The following is a 20673-nucleotide window of genomic DNA, read 5'->3' on the forward strand; positions in this document are numbered from 1 at the left end:
GCGGGGGTCGGGTCGAGGGGTGCGGAGGAGTCCATGTCCACCAGTGTCGCCGATCACACGGGACGGAACGCTCGTCGGCCGGTCCGATGACGCGCCCGGCCCCGTCCCTAGACTGGGGGCCATGACCTCCCCGGACCCCGCTGCGCCGCGCCCCCGCGTCCACGTGCTCACCCTGCGCCCGGATGGAGCCCGTGAGGACACCGCCCGCCGCGTGGGCGCCGTCCTCGCCGAGGCCTTCGCCACGGACCCGTACACGCTCGGGCTCGTGCCCGAGGACCGGCGCGGGCCCCGCCTCGAGCGCAAGTTCACCGCCGCCGTGCGCCAGGGGCTGCGCGCGGGGGCCGACGGCGCCCCGCTGGGCGCCGTGGACGTCGCCGTGGACGCGGCCGACGGCACGCTGCTCGGCGCCGCCGTGTGGACCTCCCCCGCCGCCCCCCGCGGGGTCGACGTGCCGGGCCTGCTGGCGGGGCTGCCCACCGCCGTCGCCGTCCACGGCCGCCACACCCTCGCCCTGAAGCGGATCCAGGCCGCCTGCGAGCGGGCCCGCCCGGCAGGCCGGCACTGGTACCTTGAGGAGGTCGGCACCGTCCCGTCCGCCCGCGGGCGCGGGGCGGCGAGTGCGCTGGTGCGCCACGGCCAGCGCCGCGCGTCGGGTCTGCCCGTGCACCTCGAGGCGTCCGTGCCCGCCACCGTCCCGTTCTATGAGCGGCTCGGCTTCCGTGCGACCGGCCACGTGCCCGTGCCCGGGGGCGAGCCCCTGACCTGCCTGCGCTGGGAGGCCTGAGATGAGACACCCGATCCCCGACTACCTGGCGAGCCTGATCACCGAGCTCGGCGCCGTGAACCCGGGAGAGACGGCCCAGTACATCCCCGTGCTCGCGGAGGCGGACCCGGACCGCTTCGGCATCGCGCTGGCCACCCCCACCGGGCGGCTGCACTGCGCGGGCGACGCGGACGTGGAGTTCACCATCCAGTCCGCGTCCAAGCCGTTCACGTACGCGGCCGCGCTCGTGGACCGGGGCTTCGCCGCCGTGGACCGACAGGTGGGGCTGAACCCCTCGGGCGAGGCCTTCAACGAGCTCTCCCTCGAGGCGGAGTCGCACCGCCCGGACAACGCCATGATCAACGCGGGCGCGCTCGCGGTGCACCAGCTGCTGGTGGGGCCGGAGGCGAGCCGGAAGGAGCGGCTGGACCGGGCCGTGGAGATCATGTCCCTGCTCGCCGGGCGTCGGCTCGCGGTGGACCGGGAGACGTACGAGTCCGAGATGGCGGTCTCGGACCGCAACCTCTCCCTGGGGCACATGCTCCGCAGCTACGGGGTGCTGCAGGACTCGGCCGAGGAGATCGTGGCCGGGTACGTGGCGCAGTGCGCCGTGCTCGTCACCGCCAAGGACCTCGCCGTGATGGGCGCGTGTCTGGCCACCGGGGGCATCCATCCGATGACGGGTGAGCGCGTGCTGCCGTCCATCGTGGCGCGGCGCGTGGTGTCCGTGATGACCTCCTCCGGCATGTACGACGCCGCCGGGCAGTGGCTCGCCGACGTCGGGATCCCGGCCAAGTCCGGGGTGGCCGGCGGTGTGCTCGGCGCGCTGCCGGGCCGCGTGGGGATCGGCGTGTTCTCGCCGCGCCTGGACGAGGTGGGCAACTCGGCGCGCGGCGTGCTGGCGTGCCGCCGCCTCTCCGAGGACTTCCGGCTGCACCTCATGGACGGCGACAGCCTGGGCGGAACCGCCGTGCGCTTCGTGGAACGCGAGGGTGACCGCGTGTTCCTGCACCTGCAGGGCGTGATCCGGTTCGGCGGCGCCGAGGCGGTGCTGGACGCGCTCACGGACCTGCGCACCGGTGCGGAGAAGCCCGGCACCGGCTGGGACGCCGCCGTCTACCCGCGGTGGCAGGAGGCCGCGGCGGACAGCGCGGCGCTCGCGGCCGCGACCGGTGGCGGGGCGGTGCACGAGGCCGCCGCCGTGGCCGCCCGAGATGAGAACGACGGGCCCATCCGCACCGTGGTGCTCAACCTCGAGCGGGTGGACCGGATCGACGACGTCGGCCGACGGCTGATCGCCGAGGGCGTGCGCCGGCTGCAGGCCGACGGCGTGCGCGTGGAGGTCGAGGATCCGGAGCGCATCCTGCCGCTGGAGGAGGCCGGCGCCCACTGAGGCGGCGGGGCGGGCAGGAGGGGGGGCGCGGCGGTGTTCTCCGTCTCGCCCCCTTTCGTTCAACTGCTGTTCATGTGAGAATGGGCGGTCTCATCCCTTGACCCCGCCGTTCGAGGACGACCCCCCATGCCCCTTTCCACCCTCCGCGTCAGCCTGCCCTCCGTCCGCCGCACCCGCCCCGCCCCGCAGGGGGTCCGTGAGCGGATCGCGCACGCCGTCGTGTCCCGGCTGCAGCCGCGTCCCGTGCCGCCGGTGGACCGTCGGACCCGCCTGGCGTGGCAGGTCTCGGGGGCACTGCCGCTGATCGGGTGCCTGACCTCGTTCCCCATCGGGATGTCCAAGGACTCCATGGTGATCCCGGGCGTCGGCTATCAGGGCGGGTTCCCCGCGGGCTGGTCCCACGCCCTCAACCAGCCGGCGTACTTCACGTGGCTGTCCAACGCGCTGGTCGCGGGCACGTCGCTGACGCTGGCCGCGCGTCGTGAGGCGCCCACGTCGGACGCGTTCTGGGCCGTGCGCACCGCCGGACTCGGCTCGGTGATGGTCACGGGGATCGTCTACAACGCGGTGCTGCGCGGCCGCGAGCAGGACACCTTCCTCTACCGGTTCAACGACGCGCTGCAGCACATCGTCAACCCCGTGCTCGCCCCGGCGGTGTGGGCGCTGTGCGACCCCCGCGGGCAGATCACGCCGCGGCGCGCCGGGCTGGCCTCGGTCATCCCGCTGATGTGGGCGGCGGCGACCATGGCGCGCGGGCCCCGCATCGACTGGTACCCGTACCCGTTCCTCGACGTGCCGCGGCTCGGCCGTCGCAGCGTGGGCGTCGTGCTCGCCGGGATCCTGGCCGGCTTCACCGGGCTCATGGGCGTGCTCGGCACCGTGGACCGCCGCCTCGGCCCGGCCTGAGCGGCCGGCGCCCGGCGCTGGCGGCGCGTCAGTCGCCGCGGACGGCCTCGGCCACGGGCACGTCGCCGTCCACGAAGTCGATCTTCCGGCCCACCGTGCCCGGCTCATCGAGCACGGCCACGATCGCCCGGGCGACGTTGCCGCGGCTGGCCTCACGCTGCGAGGCGTCGGAGTCGGAGAGGTCCGGGTCCACGGTGATGCGGCCGGACGCCTCCTCCTCGGTCAGGGCGCCGGGGCCGAGGATGGTCCAGGCCAGCCCGGAGTCCCGCAGTGCCTCGTCCGCCTCGGCCTTGGCCTGCGCGTACGTGTAGAAGGGGTCGTCCTCGGGCACGTCGTGGTGCAGGGACGCGCCGAGGTAGGACACCATCACGTAGCGCCGCACACCCGCGGCCTCGGCGGCGCGCATGCTGGCGACGGCGGCGTCGTGGTCCACGGCCCGGGTGCGCTGGGCGTCCCCGCCGCCGGCGCCCGCGGAGAACACGACGTTGTCCGCGTCGCGCAGCGCGTGGACCAGCTCCTCCTGGTCCGCCTTCTCGATGTCCAGGACCAGCGGTTCGGCGCCGGCGGCGCGGACGTCCTCGGCGTGGTCGGGGTTGCGGATGATCGAGACGACGTCGTGGCCGGCCTCCGCCAGCAGGGGTGCGGCGAGCAGGGCCACCTTGCCGTGGCCGCCGATGATCACGGTGCGGGTCATGGGGATCTCTCCTTCGGTTCGATCGGGTGCTGGACTTCCACAGTAGGGAGAGCCCGACGCCGGTGCGAGGGTGGAGCGGCGCGCGACGGCCACCCCACTCCTCAGCTCTCCGCCTGGCCCTGCCGCCAGTAGCCCATGAAGGAGACGTGCTTCTTCGGCACGCCGCCGGGGCCCACGCTGAGTCGGCGCAGGGCGCGCACCATCGCGGACTCCCCGGCGAGGAACACGTAGGCCTCGGGCCGTTCGTCGGCCTCGAGGGCGGCGACGGTCCACTCGCGCTCGACGGAGGCCGCGGGCGGCGCGACCGGCCCGCCGGCGTCGTCGGGGTCCACGCCCAGCAGGGCGGCGAGGCGGGCGTGCGCCCAGGACCCCGACGGCGCCCCCGGCGCCCGGCGGCCCACGTGCAGGCGCACGCGGCCCCGGTCCGTCAGCTCCGTCACGGCCCGCCAGTCCCACGGCTCGGGGACGGCCAGGCGCTCGGCGATGAGGTCGGCGGCCTGCCCGTCGTGGGGCAGCTCGAGCACGAGGTCCGCCTCGCCGTCGAACCCGCCGAACGGGTCCGCGAGCTCCTCCGCCACGGACACCAGGGCGGGGACGGCGGTCTCGTCGCCCACGGCCAGCACACGGTGCGCCCCCGTCTGCCGCCAGCCGGACCACGCCGGCGCCTCCGCCGAGGGCACCAGCACGTTCACCGCGTCCCCCGCCTGGACGGCGCGCGCCCAGCGCAGGCCCGGCCCCTGATGCGGGTCGGCGGGGTCGTCCGGGTCGCCGTGCAGCACCACGTCCACGGTCAGCGAGGGCACCTGCCGCCCGTCGAGCCGCACGAGCCCGGCCGAGCGCACCGTGTACGTGCGCATCCAGCCGCGCTCCTCCTCGGGGATGGCCAGGAACCCGGCCCGGAACCCGGCGGACAGGTCCGGGTCCGCCGACGTCCCGCCCGGCGGGGGGATCAGCAGCTTCACATAGGCGTCCCGGCGCGGCCGCGCGCCCCGGTACAGGGCGTGCAGGTCGGCGACGCCGGGCGGCAGCAGTCCCAGCAGGTCCCCGCTGGCGGCCTCCAGGTCCGGCCCCGCCAGCACGATCCGCCGGAACCCGCGGCACGGCTGCTCCACGGACACCACGCGCGTGTGCGCCACGATCATGCCGTCGGCGCTCATCGGCGGTCCCCGTTCCCGCGCGGCAGCACCACGGGGTGGCCCAGCAGCGGATCGGCCACCACGTCCGCGTCCAGGCCGAACACCTCGGCCAGCACCTCAGGCACGATCACCTCGCCCGGCGTGCCCTGCGCCACCACCCGGCCCGCGGCCATCGCCACGATGTGGTCCGCGCTGCGCGCCGCCAGGTTCAGCTCGTGCAGCACCGCGACGACGGTCGCCCGGCCCCCGCCGCGCGGGTCCGGGAGCGCCCGCACCAGGTCGAGCACCTCCACCTGATGGCTGAGGTCGAGGTAGCTCGTGGGCTCGTCGAGGAGCACCACCGGGGTCTGCTGGGCGAGCACGAGGGCGAGCCACGCCCGCTGCCGCTGCCCGCCGGAGAGCGTGCCGGCCTCGCGCTCGGCGAGCTCCACGAGGTCGGTGCGCTCGAGCGCCGAGGCGATCGCGGCGTCGTCGCCGGCGGCCCGGCCGCCGAGGAGCCCGCGGTGCGGGTGACGGCCGCGCGCCACGAGCTGCGCCACCGTCATGCCCTCGGGCGCCACGGGATGCTGGGGCAGCAGCGCCACGGTGCGGGCGTAATCGCGCGCGGAGACGCGGGCGGCGTCCCGGCCGAGCACCTCGATGCTCCCGGCGCGCGGGGCGAGCTGGCGGGTCAGGCCGCGCAGCAGCGTGGACTTGCCGCAGCCGTTGGCGCCGATGATCGCGGTGACGCGCCCGGCGGGCACGTCCAGGTCGAGGTCCTCGACGATCGGCGGTGCCGAGGCCGGGCCGTAGCCGAGCGTCAGGCCGCGCAGGCGGATCGCGACGTCGTCGGCGGCCCCGGCGCGCGGTGCGGCGGGGGACGGGACGGTGAGCGGGGGAGCGGTCATGCGGGGCGCACGCCTCCTGGGGTCCGGCCCTGGCGCAGCAGCAGCCAGAGCATGAGCGGGGCGCCGGCGGCGCCGGTGAGCACACCGGTGGGCAGGGCGGCGCCGGTGAGCAGGGGGACGGCCTCGCCGGCCACAAGGTCCGCGAGGAGCACGAGCGCGGCGCCCGTGAGCGCCGCCGCGGGCAGGGAGGGCAGGCCGCGGGTGAGCCCGCGCGCCACCGGGGTGGCCAGCAGCGCGACGAACGCCAGCGGTCCGACGACGGCGGTCGCCACGGCAGCGAGCACCGCGCCGAGCCCCAGCGCCGCGGCCGAGGTGGGGCGCGGCCGGGCGCCGAGGGCGTGCGCGAGGTCCGGGCCGACGTCGGCGGGGGCCAGCCGCGCGTGGAGCACCCCCGCCAGCGGCAGGGCGACCACGAGCACGCCCGCGAGCAGCGCGATGCGGCCCCACGTGACGCCGTTGAGCGAGCCGGCGATCCAGACGGTGGCCGACTGCAGGTCGTGCTGGGCCAGCGAGAGCATGGCCCCGGCCACCACGGCCTGGCCCGCCGCCGCCACCGCGATGCCGGCCACCACGAACCGTTCGCCGCCCACCGAGCGGGCCGTGGCGAACACGGCGGCCACCGCCGCGAGGCCGCCGATCAGTGCCGTGGCGGCGCGCGTCAGGTCCGATGCGCCGCCGGTCTGCCCGGCGGTCGCCAGCATCCCCAGCACGACCGCCGCCGCGGCGCCCTGGGTGACGCCCAGGATGTCCGGCGAGGCCAGGGGGTTGCGCAGCGTGCGCCGGTAGAGCGCGCCGGCCGCGCCCAGGGCGGCGCCGGTGAGCACTGCGGCCACGGCGCGGGGCAGCTTCTCCTCCAGCACGATGAAGCTCGCTCCCGGGATCGTCTCCCCGCCCAGGATCCGCACGAGGTCCGGGACGGTCACCTGGTACGTGCCCCACACCACGCGCAGCAGGGCGAGGACCAGCACGGCCACGGCGAGGCCCGCGCAGGCCCCTCCGAGGCGGCGCCGGTCGGCGCGGCGCAGGCGGGCGACGACGTCGTCCGGGGCGGTGCACTGGAGGCTCATGCGGCCACCCCCGGGCGGCGCAGCAGCGCCAGCAGCACGGGCACGCCGAGCAGGACGGTGGTCACCCCGAGGTGGATCTCCCCGGGCGCCACGACGAGCCGCCCGGCGAGGTCCGCGAGGATCACGAGGACGGCGCCCCACAGGGCGCAGCCGACCATCAGGGCCCGCGTGCTCGGCGGCCGCAGACGGCGCAGCGCGTGGGGCACGAGCAGTCCCACGAACCCGACCGGCCCGGCCAGCGCCACCGCCGCGGCCGTGAGCAGCACGACCGCGCCCAGCAGCACCGCGCGCACCCGCTCCGGGCGCCCGCCCAGGCCGTGCGCGAGGTCGTCGCCGAGGGCGAGGGCGTCGAGCCCGGGGGCCACGGCGACGGCGGCGAGCAGCCCGACGGCGATGACGGGTGCCAGGGCGAGCGCCTCGCCGAGGTCGGCGCGGGCCACCGTGCCCACGGCCCAGAACCGCAGTCGGTCCTGGACCGTGGGGGAGAGCACGAGCAGCGCCGTGGTGCCGGCGGTGGCGCCGGCGGTGATCGCGGCGCCGGCCAGCACGAGCGCCATGGGGGAGGGGGCGCCGGGTGTCGTCCGGCCCCTCCGCGTGGCGGCCGCCGCCACCGCGTAGCCGAGCGCCGCCGCGACCAGCGTCCCGACGGCGGCCAGCGCCAGCACCCCGAACGTGGAGCCGGCGACGCCGAGCGCCATGCCCGCCGCCACGGCCAGCCCCGCGCCGGCGGAGAGCCCGAGCAGCCCCGGGTCACCGAGCGGGTTGCGGGTGGCCCCCTGCAGGGCCGCGCCGGCCACGGCCAGCGCCGCCCCCACCAGCGCCCCCGTCACCACGCGGGGCACGCGGGAGGCCACGGCCGCCGCCTCGATGCCCTCCGGCACGGGGTGTCCGGTGAGGACCGCGCCCAGGGTGTCGAGCGCCGTCGTCGCCGGCACGGTGCGCGCGCCGAGGGCGACGCCGGCCACGAGCGCCGCCAGCAGCAGCGCCGCGGGCAGGGCGCCCATCAGCACGCCCGCGCGGACGCGGGCCGGGGAGGCCAGGGCCGTGGACGGCATGGGGAGGGATCAGCCCTGCGCGGTCTTCGCGGCCTCGGCGATCGGCGGGACGACCTTCTCGAGCGCGAACGGGATGGACAGCGGGGAGATCGCGGAGACGGAGAGGACCTCCTGCTCGTCCGTCTGCAGGACGAGGGCGCCGGCCTTCACGGCCGGGATCGAGCCCAGCAGGGGGTCGGACTCGATGGCCTCGCGGACCGAGTCCTGGGCGGCCCAGGAGACGAACACGTCCGACTCCAGCTCGTCCGCGCGCTCAGGCGACCACGTGAAGAAGAACGCCTGGTCCTCCGGGGAGTTCTCCGTCACCATCGGCGCCTGCTCCATGCCGAGCAGCTCGAGGAACTTCGGGCGGTTGTCCACGTCCGTGTAGATGCTGATCTGGTCCGCGGCGGCGGGGTCGATGGTGCCGTAGACGAAGGACGCGCCCTGGAGGTCCGCGTGCTTCTCGCCGGCGTCCTTGATCTGCTGCTCGAGGTCCGCGATGAGCTCCTCCGCCTCCTGCTCCTTGCCGAGCACGCGGCCGATGACCTCCGTGGACTGCTGCCACGAGGTGCCGTAGGCGGGGACGTCCTTCGGGTAGGCCACGGTGGGGGCGATCTTCGAGAGGCGGTCGTAGTCCTCCTGCGTGATGCCGGAGTAGACGGCGAGGATGACGTCCGGCTTCACGGCGGCGATCGCCTCGGCGTCGATGCCGGAGGCCTCGGACCACTGCACGGGCTTCTGGGCGCCCTCGGTCTCGGCGAGCTTCGCGTCGAACCAGTCGGTGGACTTCTCCGCGTTCCCCCCGAACTCCACGGCGGCCATGCCCACCGGCACCACCCCGAGGGCGAGGGTCACGTCCTGGTTCACCCAGGACACGGTGGCCACGCGGGTCGGGCGCTGCGGGATCTCGGTGGTGCCGTAGACGTGCTCGATGCTGCGGGGGAACGCGGCGTCCCCGCCCGCGGCGTCCGACGACGACGCACCGGCCGACGAGGACGAGGCCGAGCCTCCGGCCGGGCCGGTGGAGCACGCGGCGAGCAGGAGGGTGAGGCCGACTCCCCCGCCGGCGAGGAGGGAGCGGCGGGACAGGGGGGACGGTGCCATGGTGGTGGCCTTTCACGGTCGCGACGCGCGGGCGCCGGGCGGAGGGGGTCGGGTCTGCGGTCGGAGGATGCGTCGGCCCTGCCGGGCCGGCATTAGCAAACACTGACGTGAGGTAACTCCGGAAGGTTAGGGCAACCTAACGCCTCTGTGCAATCCCGGTGAGGGGCGTCGTCGGGGGAGGTGGGCGGGATACGGTGGCCTGGTGAGCCAGAACCCCCTCCCCGCCCCGCGCGGCGACGCGCAGCGCGGCGCCGCCGACCACCACGACCGGGTCTCCGCGATGTTCGACGCCATCGCCGGCCGCTACGATCTGATGAACGCCGTCATGACATGGGGTCAGGAGCCGCGCCTGGTGCGCCACACGGTGGCGCGGGCCAACATCCCCGCGCAGGCCCGCGTGCTCGACCTGGCCACCGGCACCGGCGACCTCGCGTTCGAGGTGCTCAAGCGGCACCCCGACGCACAGGTGGTGGGCGCGGACATCGCCGCCGAGATGATGGAGGTCGGCCGTGCCCGCGCGGGCGGGGACCGCATCGAGTGGGTCGTCGCGGACGCGACAGACCTGCCGTTCGAGTCCGGCTCGTTCGACGCCGTGACCCACGGCTACCTGCTGCGCAACGTCGCGGACATCCCGGCGACTCTCGCCGAGCAGTTCCGCGTGCTGCGCCCCGGCGGCTGGGTCGCGGCCCTCGAGACGTCGCCGGCGCCGGACAACGTGCTCAAGCCGTTCTCCTCCTTCTACATCCACCGGGTGATGCCGCAGCTCGCGAAGCTGATCGCCGACCGGCCCGAGGCCTACGCGTACCTGTCCTCCTCGACGAAGGCGTTCCACACGCCGGACGAGGTCGCGGACCTCTTCGCGGACGCCGGCTTCGTGAACATCGGGCACGAGACCCACATGTTCGGCACCCTGGCCACGCACTGGGCCATGAAGCCGGTCGACTGACGCCGGCCACGCGGCGCGGCGTCAGCACAGGGCGGCCCCGGTGGCGCCGCCGGATGCGTCAGGGCTGTGACGAGTCACGCTGATGTCCGCAATCCGAGAAGACTCTGGGCCGACCCGGCTGATCCGCGTAGCATGGGGCTCCGTCGAGGGGGGATCCGCGCACCCCCCGGCCTCCGGTCGCCGCCCGTCCGCCATCCCCCGGAACGGCGTCGCCCCTCCGTCGCGAGGCGCTCGTCCCCCGCAGCCCGCGACGTCCGCGTGGGCACCGTGAACCGTCTCTTGAACGTAGAGGAACCTTGTGAGCCCCATCCAGAGCACCACCGGCCCGTCATCCATGGCGGAGCTGAAGAAGGTCCTGCCCGAGCTCTCGCACCCGGACGGCGCGCCGGTGCGGGTGCTCGTCGTGGACGACGAGCCGATGATCGCCGACCTGCTCTCCATGGGCTTCACCCTCTGCGGCTGGGAGGTGATCGTGGCCCACGACGGCGCGACCGCCGTCGAGCTGGGCACCGCCGGCCGGCCGGACCTGGCGATCCTGGACGTCATGCTGCCGGACATGGACGGCCTGGACGTCCTGGAGCGCCTGCGCGCCCACTGGTCGGAGATGCCCGCCATGTTCCTCACCGCCAAGGACGCGACGGAGGACCGCGTGGCGGGCCTGGCCGCCGGCGGCGACGACTACGTGACCAAGCCCTTCTCCATGGAGGAGGTGCTCATCCGCGCGCACCGGCTCGTGCAGCGCTCCGGCGTGGTCTCGGGCGGCTCCGAGGTGCTCGTGGTCGGCGACCTGGTGATGAACACCCGCACTCACGAGGTGACCCGCGGCGGCGACGAGATCGAGCTGACCGCCACGCAGTACAACCTGCTGAAGTTCCTCATGGCCAACGTCCGCACGGTGCTCTCCAAGGAGCGCATCCTGCAGGACGTCTGGGGCTACGACTTCGGCGGCCGCGCGAACATCGTCGAGCTGTACATCTCCTACCTGCGGAAGAAGATCGACGCGGATCGGGATCCGATGATCCACACCATCCGCGGCGCCGGGTATGTCATCCGGCCTGCCTGAGACCGTCGCGGTCCCTTCGGGGCACGGCAGCACCCGCCGCAGGCGGCCCACGTCGCTGGCCCGCCGCATCGGCGCCGGCGTCCTTCTGATCCTGGTGGCCACCATCCTGGCCTACTCGTTCTTCGCGGCCGGCATCACGAAGGCCCTGCTGACCGAATCCGCCTCTCGGGATGCCTCCGAAGCGTGGATCCGCGCCTCGGAGCAGCTGACGGCCCCCTCGCCGGGCGGAGGGGGCGACGCCGGCCCCGGGGAGGGGTACCTGCGCGCGCCGGGCACCCTCGGCCAGCCCGAGGGCACGGTGGTCGCGCTCGTCCCGCTCTCCGGTCTGGAGGCGCATCAGCAGGACGCCCTCACCGGGCACCGGGTCGGTGACGCCGGGCAGTCCGTGCCGCTCACGGCGCGGGAGGCCCACGACCTTCTGCGCGCCGTCCGGGACCGGCCGGGTGGGCCGATGCTGGACGCCGTCGTCGGTGACGTCTCCTATCGCGTCCAGGCCCAACTGCTGAGCGCGCCGGGCCCCTGGGTGGCCGCGGACCAGGTGCTCGTGGTGGGGGCGCCGACGGGCGCCATGTCCGACGTCGCACGGCAGGCGCTGCTCGCGGTCGCCGTCGGACTGTCCGTCACCGTCCTCACCACCGCGATCCTGGTGACCCTGTGGCTGCGTCGGGGCCTGGCCCCGCTGCGCGAGGTCGCCGCCGTCGCCGAGCGGGTCGCCCAGGTGGACATGGCCCGCGCCGGGCTCGATCCGGAGGACTCACGCATGCCGCCTCGGCTCCTGCAGGGGCCGGACGAGGTGGCTGTCGTCGCCCAGGCGCTCGACCGGTTCACCGGCTCGGTCGAGGCGGCCCTGGAGCAGCGCCGCGTGCAGGAGCAGCAGATGCGCCGGTTCATGGCGGACGCCTCCCACGAGCTGCGCACGCCGCTCGCCTCGGTGCGCGGCTACGCCGAGATGATCGCGATGACGGAGGAGCTCTCCGCGACTGGCCGGCGGTCGCTCGGCCGGGTGCTGTTCCAGGCCGACCGGATGGCGGCCCTCGTGGACGACATGCTCCTGCTCGAACGGCTCGAGTCCGTCTCGCGCGGCCGGGCCATGGGTCTGGAGCCCTCCGGGGAGGTGGCGCTGGCCGAACAGGTGGACCTGTCCGAGGTGGTCCTCGAGGGCGTGATGGACGCCCGCGCTGCGTGGCCGGACCACACGTGGGTGGTGGACCTGCCCGAGGGGGCGGAGCCGGGCACCCAGCGGTGCGTCACCGGCGACCGGTCGCAGCTGGCCCGCGTGGTCGGCAACCTGCTCTCCAACGCGGCCAAGCACACCCCCGTCGGGACCACCGTCACGGCCTCCGTGCGGGAGGACCGGCCCCGGCCCGGTTTCATGCTCGTCAGCGTCCACGACGACGGCGGCGGCATCCCGGCCGACCGACACGCCACCCTCTTCCACCGCTTCGTCCGGGGCCCCGGGAAGGGCCGGACGAGCGCCCCGGGCACGGAGCCGTCCACGGGTCTGGGTCTGGCCATCGTGCGCTCGATCGCGCGCAGCCATGGCGGGGACGTGACCGTGGCATCCGAGGGCGGGTGGACGCGTTTCGACGTCGTCGTGCCCTGCACCCCGGGGCGCGCCGGGCCGGGGGCTGCGGGCTCCTGCTGCGGCTCCGCCCGGGCCGGCCGGCCCTGACCCCGGGACGGCAACCGTTGACGTACCCCCACCCCCCTGTACGTACGGTGCCTGTGTATGACCGAAAGGGTCGTCCGGGACTTCCGGCCGATCCACCCCGACGCCGGTCGGCGAAGGCCGCCGGTGAGAGGAGCACGAACATGACTGACATCCGCCGAACCGCCACTGCCCTGACCCTCGCCGCCGCCGTCGTCACCGGCCTCGGTGCCCCCGCCGCCGTCGCGCAGACCACGGCCCCGGCCACCGAGGCCGCCACGACGGCACCGGCCTCCGAGTCGCCCGCCCCCCAGGAGGAGGAGAAGGACGACAACGGCAACTGGGGCCTGTGGGGCCTGGCCGGCCTGCTGGGCCTGGCGGGCCTGGCCGGCCGCCGCAAGCGTGAGGTGCACGCCGAGCCCGTGCGCCGCGACCACCACGTGGGCGGCGCGCACCGCGACCATGACGTGCACCGCGTGGACGACCGCGCCGGCGACGTGCGCGCCGAGGGCGCGGACACCCGCCGCCCGGGCACCGGCGACGCCCGCTGACCCGACCCCGGCCGCCCCGAGCGGCCCGTGACCGCGACCCCCGCCCCTCCGGCGGGGGTCGCGGCGCGTCCGGGGCGGGTCTCGAATGCGCCCGTCAGTCCGCGGTGTCCCCCGCCGAGGGCGCGGCGCGCAGCACCGCGTCCGTGAGGCGGTCCAGGGCCGCGGTCCCGGCCGTCCAGCGCTGCCAGTGCAGGTGCACGTCGGCCGCGCCGAGGGCCGGGATCGGCTCGAGGTCGGGGTGCCGGCCCTCGAGCACGCCCGGCGGGATCTGCACCGAGGGGAGCATGCCCCAGCCCAGCCCGAGCTCCACCGCCCGCAGATACGCGTGCACGGACGGCACCAGGTGGGTCGGCGGGACGATCGCGGGGCGGCCCCGGGTGACGCGGCGCAGCACCGTGTGCTGCAGGCCGTCACGGGGGCCGTAGTCCACGATCGGCAGCGTGCCGAAGTCGACCCGGCCCCGCGCGTCTCGGTGCAGCTCCAGCAGGAAGGACGCGCACACCGCGTGATAGCGCATCGTGCCCAGCGGGGTGGAGGTGCACCCGGCCACGGGCGTGGGGTCGTCCGTCACGGCCGCCACGACCGCGCCGTCCCGCAGCAGGACGGCGGTGTGCTCCTGGTCCTCGGACTGCATCTGCAGGACGACGTCGTCCCACGTCGCCGCCTCGCGCAGCACGGGCTCCCACCACGTGTCGAGGGAATCCGCGTTGAGGGCCACGCGCAGCGGCACGCGTCCTCCGTCGCCGCGGCCGAGCGCGGCGAGCGCCTCGTCCTCGAGTGCGAGGGTCTGCCGGGCGAGACGGAGCATGCGCTCGCCGGCCGCGGTCGGCCGGACGGGGACGGTGCGGGCCAGGAGCACCTGGCCCACCTGCCGCTCGAGGGCCTTGATCCGCTGCGAGAAGGCCGAGCCGGAGATCCGCAGGGAGTCCGCGGCGGCGTCGAAGGTGCCGTGGTCGACGGCCGCGACGAGGGCGCGCAGGTGGTCGGAGTTCATGCGGTCCAGGGTAGGGGTGGTCATGAAGGATGTCTTCAGATCTTGAAGAAGATCGCGATGGCACGGACGTGGGACGGCTCCTATCCTCGCTCGGTGACCATCTTCGCCACCGGATTCCTGACCTACCTCGCCCTCATCGTCGCCATCGGCGCGCAGACCCTGTTCCTGCTGCGCCAGATCGTCCGGCGCGACCGCGTGTGGACCGTCCTGACGGTGTGCTTCGTGGCCGATGTGGCGCTGCTCGTGCTCGGCGCCGGCGGCGTGGGCGTGGTGGCCGAACGCTGGCCGTGGCTCGTGCCCGCGCTGACCGTGGCCGGCGTGGTCTACCTCCTCGCGTTCGCCGTGGGCGCGCTGCGCTCCGCCTGGCGCGGGGACCGGACCCTCAGCACCTCGGCCGCGGACGGCGCGGGGACCGGGCACGGCCCCGACCGCATCGACCTCGCGGTCCTCACCGGTGAGCTGCCGCTGATCGACCCGGCGACCGGCCGCCTGGCCGATCGCGAGCCGGCCGGGGCCGGCGTCGGGCGTCACGACGACGGCGCGCCCGGCTTCGGCACCCCCTCGGGCGGCGGGTCGGTGGCGGTGCGGCAGCGCGTGCAGCCGCGCCGCGTGGCGCTGGACCGCCCACAGACGCCGCTGCCGCGGATCATCCTGCTGGCGCTGTCCGTCTCCCTGGTGAACCCGCACGCCATCCTCGACACGGTGGTGATGATGGGCACCTTCGCGCAGACGTTCGGGGCGGCGAAGTGGGCGTACGTGGGCGGCGCGGTGGCGGCCTCGCTCGTCTGGTTCACCGCGCTCGGCTGGGGCGGCACCAAGCTCGCCCCGTCCGTGGACTCGGCGCGGACGTGGCGGATCGTGGACGCCGTGGTGGGCGTGCTCATGCTGGGAATCGCCGTGAAGGTGGGGCTCACGCTCCTCTGAGCCGCCCGGGGAGGATGATGGGGGCATGAGTCCTTCCCCCTCCGACTCCGCCCCCACGCCGACCGTCGCAGCCGGGGAGGTCATCCGCGTCTCCGCCGTCGTGCTGGCCCGCCCGGACCGCCGCGTGCTGACCGTCCGCAAGGCCGGCACCGCCATGTTCATGTTCCCCGGCGGCAAGCACCTGCCCGGCGAGGCCCCCGTGGACACCGCGGTGCGCGAGGTGGCCGAGGAGACCGGGCTGCGCCTGCGCCCGGATGAGCTGACCCGCCTCGGCGCGTGGGACACCGCCGCCGCCAACGAGCCCGGCGCCGCCCTGCACTCGGAGGTGTTCGCGCTGTGGCGGCCCGTCGCCCGGCACGAGGTCCCCGAGCCGACGGACGAGATCGTCGAGCTGCACTGGATGGACCCCGCCGCCCCGGCCGCACCGGGCGGGCACGGCGTGGCCCCGCTGCTGCACCCCGTGCTGGCCGCCGTCGCCGCAGCGCCCCCGTTCTGACCTCCAGGCGGGCCGACCGGCCCGCGCTGATGTCCGCACCGGCCACTAGCCTGGCCGGGTGACGTCGCTGCTCCGCATCCTGCGCTTCGCGCCCCGGCTCCACCGCCTCTACCTCGGCATCGCCGTCAGCTCCGTGCTGGCCGCGGTGCTGGCCCTGGCCACCCCGTTCCTGATCGGTGCGGCCACGGACCGGATCGTCGCCGCCGTCGCGGGGGAGACCGACGTGGCCGAGGCCGTCACCGCGGTGACCTGGCTGGCGGTCGCGTTCCTCGCCGTCGAGGTGGCGACCACCCTGGTGGTGAGCGTGGGCGGCTACTGGGGCGACGTGATGGCCGCGCGCATGCGCACCATTCTCTCCACGCGGTACTTCGAGCAGCTGCTGCACCTGCCCCAGCGGTACTTCGACACCGCGATCACCGGGCGGGTCGTCAACCGGTTGAACCGCACCATCAACGAGATCACCCAGTTTCTGCAGTTCTTCGCGAACAACGCGTTCACCATGCTCGTCACCACCGCCGCGGTGCTCGTGATCACGGCGTTCTACTGGTGGCCGCTGGCGATCCTGCTGGCCGTCGTCTTCCCCGTGTACATGTGGCTCACCGCGCGGACGTCCGCGAAGTGGCAGGTGTGGGAGGGGGAGAAGAACACGGAGGTGGACGTCGCCTCGGGGCGGTTCGCCGAGGTGGTCTCCCAGATGTCCGTGGTGCGGGCCTACAACCGGCAGGACCACGAGCTCACCGGGTTCCGCGACCGGTTCCTGCGGACCGTGGAGATCACCCGGCAGCAGTCCCGGTTCTGGCACGGCATGGACGCCGGGCGCCGGCTCGCCCTGAACGTGGCCTTCGGCGCGATGTACCTGATCGTGTTCGTCCGCACCGCGCAGGGCCTGTTCTCCGTGGGCGACATGGTGATCCTCCTGCAGCTGATGAACATGGCCCGGCAGCCGATCTTCTCCATGAGCTTCCTCGTGGACTCCGCCCAGCGCGCCGTCGCCGGGTCGAAGGACTACTTCGAGGTGCTCGCCGAGGAGCGCGAGCGGGCCGGCGGGGCGGCGCTCGCGGCGGCGAGCGCGAGTGCGGAGTCGGCGGGCGCGGACGCACCGCGCGCGCCGGCGGAGCCGCGGGCCGACGTCGTGCCGGGTGCGCCGGACGTCCCCGCGGACGTGCCGGCCGTGCGCTTCGACGAGGTCTCCTTCGCCTACGACGCCGACGCCTCCCGCCCCGTGCTGGACCGCGTGTCCTTCGACATCCCGCAGGGTGCCAGGGTGGCGCTCGTGGGCGAGTCGGGCGGCGGGAAGTCGACCATCGCGCACCTGCTGCTGGGCCTGTACCCGGTGACGAGCGGACGCATCGAGGTGTTCGGACAGGACGTCGCCGGGCTGGACCTGGCCGCGCTGCGCGGGCGGATCGCCACCGTGTTCCAGGAGCCGAGCCTGTTCTCCGGGACGGTGCGCGAGAACATCGCCTACGCGGACGCCGACGCCTCCGACGAACGCGTCCGGGCCGCCGCGCAGGCCGCGTACGCGCACCGGTTCGTGGCGGCGTTCGACGACGGCTACGAACAGGTGATCGGCGAGCGCGGGCTGCGGCTGTCCGGCGGGCAGAAGCAGCGGATCGCGGTGGCGCGGGCCGTGCTGAAGGACGCGCCGATCCTTGTGCTGGACGAGGCCACCTCCGCACTGGACACGAAGTCAGAACGGCTCGTGCAGGCGGCCCTCGAGGACCTGATGGTGGGGCGGTCGAGCCTGATCGTGGCGCACCGGCTGAGCACGATCGCGTCCGTGGACCGGATCGTCACGCTGCGCGGCGGGCAGGTGCAGGAGATCGGGACCCCGGCCGAGCTGGCCGCGTCCGGCGGGATCTACGCGCAGCTGCTCGAGCTGCAGAGGGCCGGCACCCAGGAGGCCCGGAAGATGCTGAAGGAGTACGGGCTGAGCGGGTGATCCCGGAATCTTCTGCGGATCCGACCCTTCCGAGCGCTGCGCGGCGGCCCAGAAGGGTCAGATGTGCAACGGATTCCCAGTGCGCGGCAGGACGTCCACGACGACGTCGGCCCGACTCCGCCGCATGGCCTGTGGACAACCCGACCCGCCGGCGTCGGGAGCGAGCAGGATCGGGGCCATGCGCGTGCCCGGACCCTTCCCCGCCCATCTCCAGGACGCCCCGTTCACGCGGGCGGAGGCGCTGGCCGCTGGCGTGTCCGGGTCGCGGCTGCGCAGCCGGGACGTCGAACGCGTCGCGCACGGCCACTATCGCTGGATCGGCCCTGTCACCGGGGTGACGCCGCCCGCGCGCCCCCTCGCCACCGAGCTGTCCCGGCTGCAGGACCTGGCGGCGATGCGTCCCGACGTCGTGGTGACCGGAGAGTCCGTGGCCCGGCTGCTGGGCTGGCCCCTCCCGGAGGACGTGAAGGCCCGGGTGCGTCCCACTGTCCTGCGGTCCCGCACCCGCCGGGTGCTGCGGGTGCCCGGCGTGCGCACCCGGCTCGTGGACCTGGACCGCGTCCTCGTGCGGCGGGACCGGCTGCACGGGCTGCGGTGGACCTCGCACGCCGACACCTGGTTCCACCTGGCCACCGTCCTGGACCGGGACGCGCTCGTGGCGGTCGGAGATCGCCTGGCCCGGGAGGACGAGAGGCGGGGGAAGGTCGCGCTGGCCACCCGCCGGGAGCTCGGCGCCGCGCTCGAGCGGCACACCGGCGAGGCCGGGATCGTGCGGGCGCGGGAGGCGCTCGCGCTCGTGCGCACCGGTTCCGACTCCCCGGCCGAGACCGAACTGCGCCTGGCGCTGATGGCCGCGGGGCTGCCCGAGCCGGACCTGCAGATCGAGCTCTGGGACCCTGACTACTCGCTCTGGCACCCCGCCAGCGCGGACCTCGGCTACCGGCGGTGGCGGATCGCGATCCACTACGAGGGCAAGACCCACGACGGCGCCGCGCAGGTCGGCAAGGACACCCGCCGGGACGCGGTGTTCCTGCGTCAGGGCTGGCTCAACATCCGGGTGGCGGGGACGGACCGGTGGCGGGGATTCGTCGAGACGGCGGGGCTGGTGCGGGCCGCGATCGCGGAGCGTGGCGGTCTCGACGCCGGTGGCGCGGAGGATCGTCTGCGGAACTGACCCTTCTGGGGCGGGAGCGGACGTCCAGAAGGGTCAGGGGCGCAGAAGATTCCGGAAGGCCGACGACGGCGCCGCGTCACGCGACGACGCACCGCGGTCGCGCTCCTACCATGACGGGATGACCGCACCGGATCCCGCCCCCACCGACGCCCGCCGCGCGGAAGACCGCTCCGCACGCATCGCCGTCACCGTCTTCCCGCTGCTGGTGCTCGCCGCCGCGCTCGTGGGCTTCCTCGCCCCGACCGCCGCGAAGACGCTGCTGCCCCAGGTCAACCTGTTCCTCGGGATCATCATGTTCGGCATGGGCCTGACGCTGACCCTTCCGGACTTCGGCCTCGTCGCCCGCCGGCCGCTGCCCGTGCTGCTGGGCGTGGTGGCGCAGTACGCGATCATGCCGCTGCTGGGGCTCGGCGTCGCCGTCGTGCTCCAGCTGCCGCCCGAGCTCGCGGCGGGCGTGATCCTCGTGGGCTCGGCCCCGGGCGGCACGTCCTCGAACGTGGTCAGCTACCTCGCCCGCGCCGACACCGCCCTCTCCGTGGCCATGACCTCCGTGTCCACGCTCCTGGCCCCGCTGCTCACGCCGCTGCTCACCCTGTGGCTGGCCGGCCAGTACATGGCCGTCGACGGCGGCGCCATGGCCAAGTCCATCGTGAACATCGTGCTCCTGCCGGTCCTGGGCGGACTCGTCGTGCGCCTGCTGCTGCGCCGCGTCGTCGACCGCGTGCTGCCCGCCCTGCCGTGGGTCTCGGTGGTGTTCATCGCGCTGGTGGTGGCCGCCGTCGTCGGCAACAGCGCCTCCCGCGTGCTGTCGGCGGGCCTGCTGGTGTTCGCAGCGGTGGTGCTGCACAACGGGCTCGGCTACCTGCTCGGCTACGGCGCGGCGAAGCTGTTCCGGCTGCCCACGCCCGTGGCGCGCACGGTCTCGATCGAGGTCGGCATGCAGAACTCGGGCCTCGCTGCGGGCCTCGCGGCGCAGTACATCTCGCCGGCGGCGGCCCTGCCGGGCGCCGTGTTCTCGATCTGGCACAACCTCTCCGGGGCCGTGCTCGCCATGGCCTACCGCCGTGCGGACGGCCGCAGGGCCGCGCAGGAGTGAGGGCCGCGGCGCAGGTCAGCCCTGCGCGGGCGGCTCGTTGATTTGGAACGTGGCCCCGGCGGGGTCCTGCACGGTGGTGACGCGGCCGAACGGGGAGTCCTGGGGGCCGTCCAGGACCGTGCCGCCGTGCTCGCGGATCACCTCGAGCGCGCGGTCCGTGTCCGCGACGGCGATGTACATGCGCCAGTACCCCACCGCGTTCGGCGGCAGCCAGGCCCGCGCGTCGCACAGGCCCGCGGTCGCGCGGTCGAACGGGTGGTTCGTCGCGTAGCGGGGGCCGTCGTGGGCCGCGTCCTCGGCGTCGGCCGCGGTCTGCGTGTCCTCCGGGGCGCCGTCGTCCCCCAGCGGGGTGGGCTGCCAGCCGGCCACGGCGCGGTAGAACTCGGCGGACTCGTCGAAGCGGGTCGTCATGAGCTCGAATCACACGGAGGTGCCGGGGGTGAGCGGCAGGTCATGGCCGGCCAAGGTGCCGGACTGCCAGAAGCCCACCACCTCGTGGCCCGGGCCCTCGGCCATGGCCATCACACCGAGGTCGCCGACGGGCATGGCGTCCACGAGCACGGCGCCGCCGTTCTCCCGCACGGCGGTGAGGGTGGCGTCCATGTCCTGTGTGCGCAGGTACACGGTCCACGCGGCGGGCGGGGCGTCCTCGCCGGTCATCTGCGAGAGCTGGTCGGCGTCCATGGCGCCGCCCACGGAGGCGCCGTCCTTGGTGATCATGCGGTAGTGGCCGAACTCCTCGCCGGAGTCGGTGAAGGACCAGCCGAAGAGGGCCTCGTAGAAGGCCTGCTGGCGGGCGAAGTCGGGGGCGGTGTAGTCGATCCAGGCGGGGGGGGCGGCGGGGGGGCTCTT

General features: G+C 74.9%; 21 protein-coding genes. 12 read left to right on the forward strand and 9 right to left on the reverse strand.

The features are described 5' to 3' along the window. Nucleotides 1–121 precede the first annotated feature (121 nt). The 3 genes from FLM69_RS08220 to FLM69_RS08230 all read left to right on the forward strand — a co-directional run bounded on the left by FLM69_RS08220 (nt 122) and on the right by FLM69_RS08230 (nt 3062). The gene (locus FLM69_RS08220) at nt 122–784 is read left to right on the forward strand and encodes a GNAT family N-acetyltransferase (RefSeq protein WP_061866755.1); all 663 of its coding nucleotides are present in this window, start codon (nt 122–124) and stop codon (nt 782–784) included. A 1-nt stretch (nt 785) separates the two neighbouring features. Continuing rightward, nucleotides 786–2156: a glutaminase A gene (gene glsA / locus FLM69_RS08225; RefSeq protein WP_141843825.1), complete on the forward strand. Its 1371-nt coding sequence runs from the start codon at nt 786–788 to the stop codon at nt 2154–2156. Between the two features lie 126 nt (nt 2157–2282). Then, nucleotides 2283–3062, forward strand: a complete 780-nt coding sequence (locus FLM69_RS08230; RefSeq protein WP_141843827.1) for a Pr6Pr family membrane protein — start codon at nt 2283–2285, stop codon at nt 3060–3062. 28 nt (nt 3063–3090) lie between these two features. Here the strand turns inward: FLM69_RS08230 and FLM69_RS08235 are convergent, their stop codons facing one another. The 6 genes from FLM69_RS08235 to FLM69_RS08260 all read right to left on the reverse strand — a co-directional run bounded on the left by FLM69_RS08235 (nt 3091) and on the right by FLM69_RS08260 (nt 8987). Beyond that, on the reverse strand, nt 3091–3756 hold the full coding sequence (locus FLM69_RS08235; RefSeq protein ID WP_141843829.1) for an SDR family oxidoreductase: 666 nt from the start codon (nt 3754–3756) through the stop codon (nt 3091–3093). A gap of 101 nt (nt 3757–3857) precedes the next feature. Next, entirely contained in the window at nt 3858–4913 is a 1056-nt protein-coding gene (locus FLM69_RS08240; protein WP_036338996.1) for a siderophore-interacting protein, read from the reverse strand. Further along, complete coding sequence (locus FLM69_RS08245) at nt 4910–5779, reverse strand: ABC transporter ATP-binding protein (protein ID WP_036338993.1); 870 nt, start codon at nt 5777–5779, stop codon at nt 4910–4912. Before FLM69_RS08245 ends, FLM69_RS08240 begins: the two co-directional genes overlap by 4 nt. Then, a complete protein-coding gene (locus FLM69_RS08250) occupies nt 5776–6846 on the reverse strand; it encodes an iron chelate uptake ABC transporter family permease subunit (RefSeq protein WP_098094058.1) in 1071 nt (356 codons plus the stop codon). The genes FLM69_RS08245 and FLM69_RS08250 overlap by 4 nt, the downstream gene beginning before the upstream one ends. Continuing rightward, a complete protein-coding gene (locus tag FLM69_RS08255) occupies nt 6843–7901 on the reverse strand; it encodes an iron ABC transporter permease (RefSeq protein ID WP_141843831.1) in 1059 nt (352 codons plus the stop codon). The genes FLM69_RS08250 and FLM69_RS08255 overlap by 4 nt, the downstream gene beginning before the upstream one ends. A gap of 9 nt (nt 7902–7910) precedes the next feature. Further along, complete coding sequence (locus tag FLM69_RS08260) at nt 7911–8987, reverse strand: iron-siderophore ABC transporter substrate-binding protein (protein WP_141843833.1); 1077 nt, start codon at nt 8985–8987, stop codon at nt 7911–7913. A 202-nt stretch (nt 8988–9189) separates the two neighbouring features. Between FLM69_RS08260 and FLM69_RS08265 the strand changes: the two genes are divergently transcribed. The 4 genes from FLM69_RS08265 (at nt 9190) to FLM69_RS08280 (ending at nt 13195) form a co-directional block, all read left to right on the forward strand. Beyond that, nucleotides 9190–9933 carry a ubiquinone/menaquinone biosynthesis methyltransferase gene (locus FLM69_RS08265; protein WP_141843835.1) on the forward strand — a complete coding sequence of 248 codons (744 nt, stop codon included), beginning with the start codon at nt 9190–9192 and terminating at the stop codon, nt 9931–9933. A gap of 334 nt (nt 9934–10267) precedes the next feature. Then, nucleotides 10268–10996: a response regulator transcription factor gene (locus tag FLM69_RS08270; RefSeq protein WP_029248286.1), complete on the forward strand. Its 729-nt coding sequence runs from the start codon at nt 10268–10270 to the stop codon at nt 10994–10996. Nucleotides 10997–11090: 94 nt separating this feature from the next. After that, a complete protein-coding gene (locus FLM69_RS08275; RefSeq protein WP_255502770.1) occupies nt 11091–12668 on the forward strand; it encodes a HAMP domain-containing sensor histidine kinase in 1578 nt (525 codons plus the stop codon). Between the two features lie 140 nt (nt 12669–12808). Then, a complete protein-coding gene (locus tag FLM69_RS08280) occupies nt 12809–13195 on the forward strand; it encodes a WGxxGxxG family protein (protein ID WP_036314487.1) in 387 nt (128 codons plus the stop codon). Between the two features lie 94 nt (nt 13196–13289). On the opposite strand, the gene FLM69_RS08285 is transcribed toward FLM69_RS08280, so the two are convergent. Then, on the reverse strand, nt 13290–14213 hold the full coding sequence (locus FLM69_RS08285; RefSeq protein WP_080695961.1) for an ArgP/LysG family DNA-binding transcriptional regulator: 924 nt from the start codon (nt 14211–14213) through the stop codon (nt 13290–13292). 69 nt (nt 14214–14282) lie between these two features. On the opposite strand from FLM69_RS08285, the gene FLM69_RS08290 reads away from it, so the two are divergent. The 5 genes from FLM69_RS08290 (at nt 14283) to FLM69_RS08310 (ending at nt 19821) form a co-directional block, all read left to right on the forward strand. Then, nucleotides 14283–15113, forward strand: a complete 831-nt coding sequence (locus tag FLM69_RS08290; protein WP_235186484.1) for a LysE/ArgO family amino acid transporter — start codon at nt 14283–14285, stop codon at nt 15111–15113. A 25-nt stretch (nt 15114–15138) separates the two neighbouring features. Continuing rightward, complete coding sequence (locus FLM69_RS08295; RefSeq protein WP_036336764.1) at nt 15139–15609, forward strand: NUDIX domain-containing protein; 471 nt, start codon at nt 15139–15141, stop codon at nt 15607–15609. A 58-nt stretch (nt 15610–15667) separates the two neighbouring features. Next, nucleotides 15668–17551 (forward strand): ABC transporter ATP-binding protein, encoded by a 1884-nt coding sequence (locus FLM69_RS08300; protein ID WP_141843837.1) that lies wholly within the window; start codon nt 15668–15670, stop codon nt 17549–17551. A gap of 178 nt (nt 17552–17729) precedes the next feature. Continuing rightward, nucleotides 17730–18725: a hypothetical protein gene (locus FLM69_RS08305; protein WP_036382367.1), complete on the forward strand. Its 996-nt coding sequence runs from the start codon at nt 17730–17732 to the stop codon at nt 18723–18725. A gap of 118 nt (nt 18726–18843) precedes the next feature. Beyond that, complete coding sequence (locus FLM69_RS08310) at nt 18844–19821, forward strand: bile acid:sodium symporter family protein (RefSeq protein ID WP_101967476.1); 978 nt, start codon at nt 18844–18846, stop codon at nt 19819–19821. A gap of 15 nt (nt 19822–19836) precedes the next feature. Here FLM69_RS08310 and FLM69_RS11595 read toward each other — a convergent pair whose 3' ends face one another. Both FLM69_RS11595 and FLM69_RS11600 read right to left on the reverse strand, forming a co-directional pair. Then, complete coding sequence (locus FLM69_RS11595) at nt 19837–20232, reverse strand: VOC family protein (protein WP_228070611.1); 396 nt, start codon at nt 20230–20232, stop codon at nt 19837–19839. Nucleotides 20233–20241: 9 nt separating this feature from the next. After that, nucleotides 20242–20673: VOC family protein (locus FLM69_RS11600; RefSeq protein ID WP_255502772.1), on the reverse strand; the 432-nt coding region annotated here is incomplete at its 5' end.

It is taken from the genome of Micrococcus sp. R8502A1 (genome assembly GCF_006704135.1).
GTDB classification, from domain to species: domain Bacteria; phylum Actinomycetota; class Actinomycetes; order Actinomycetales; family Micrococcaceae; genus Micrococcus; species Micrococcus luteus.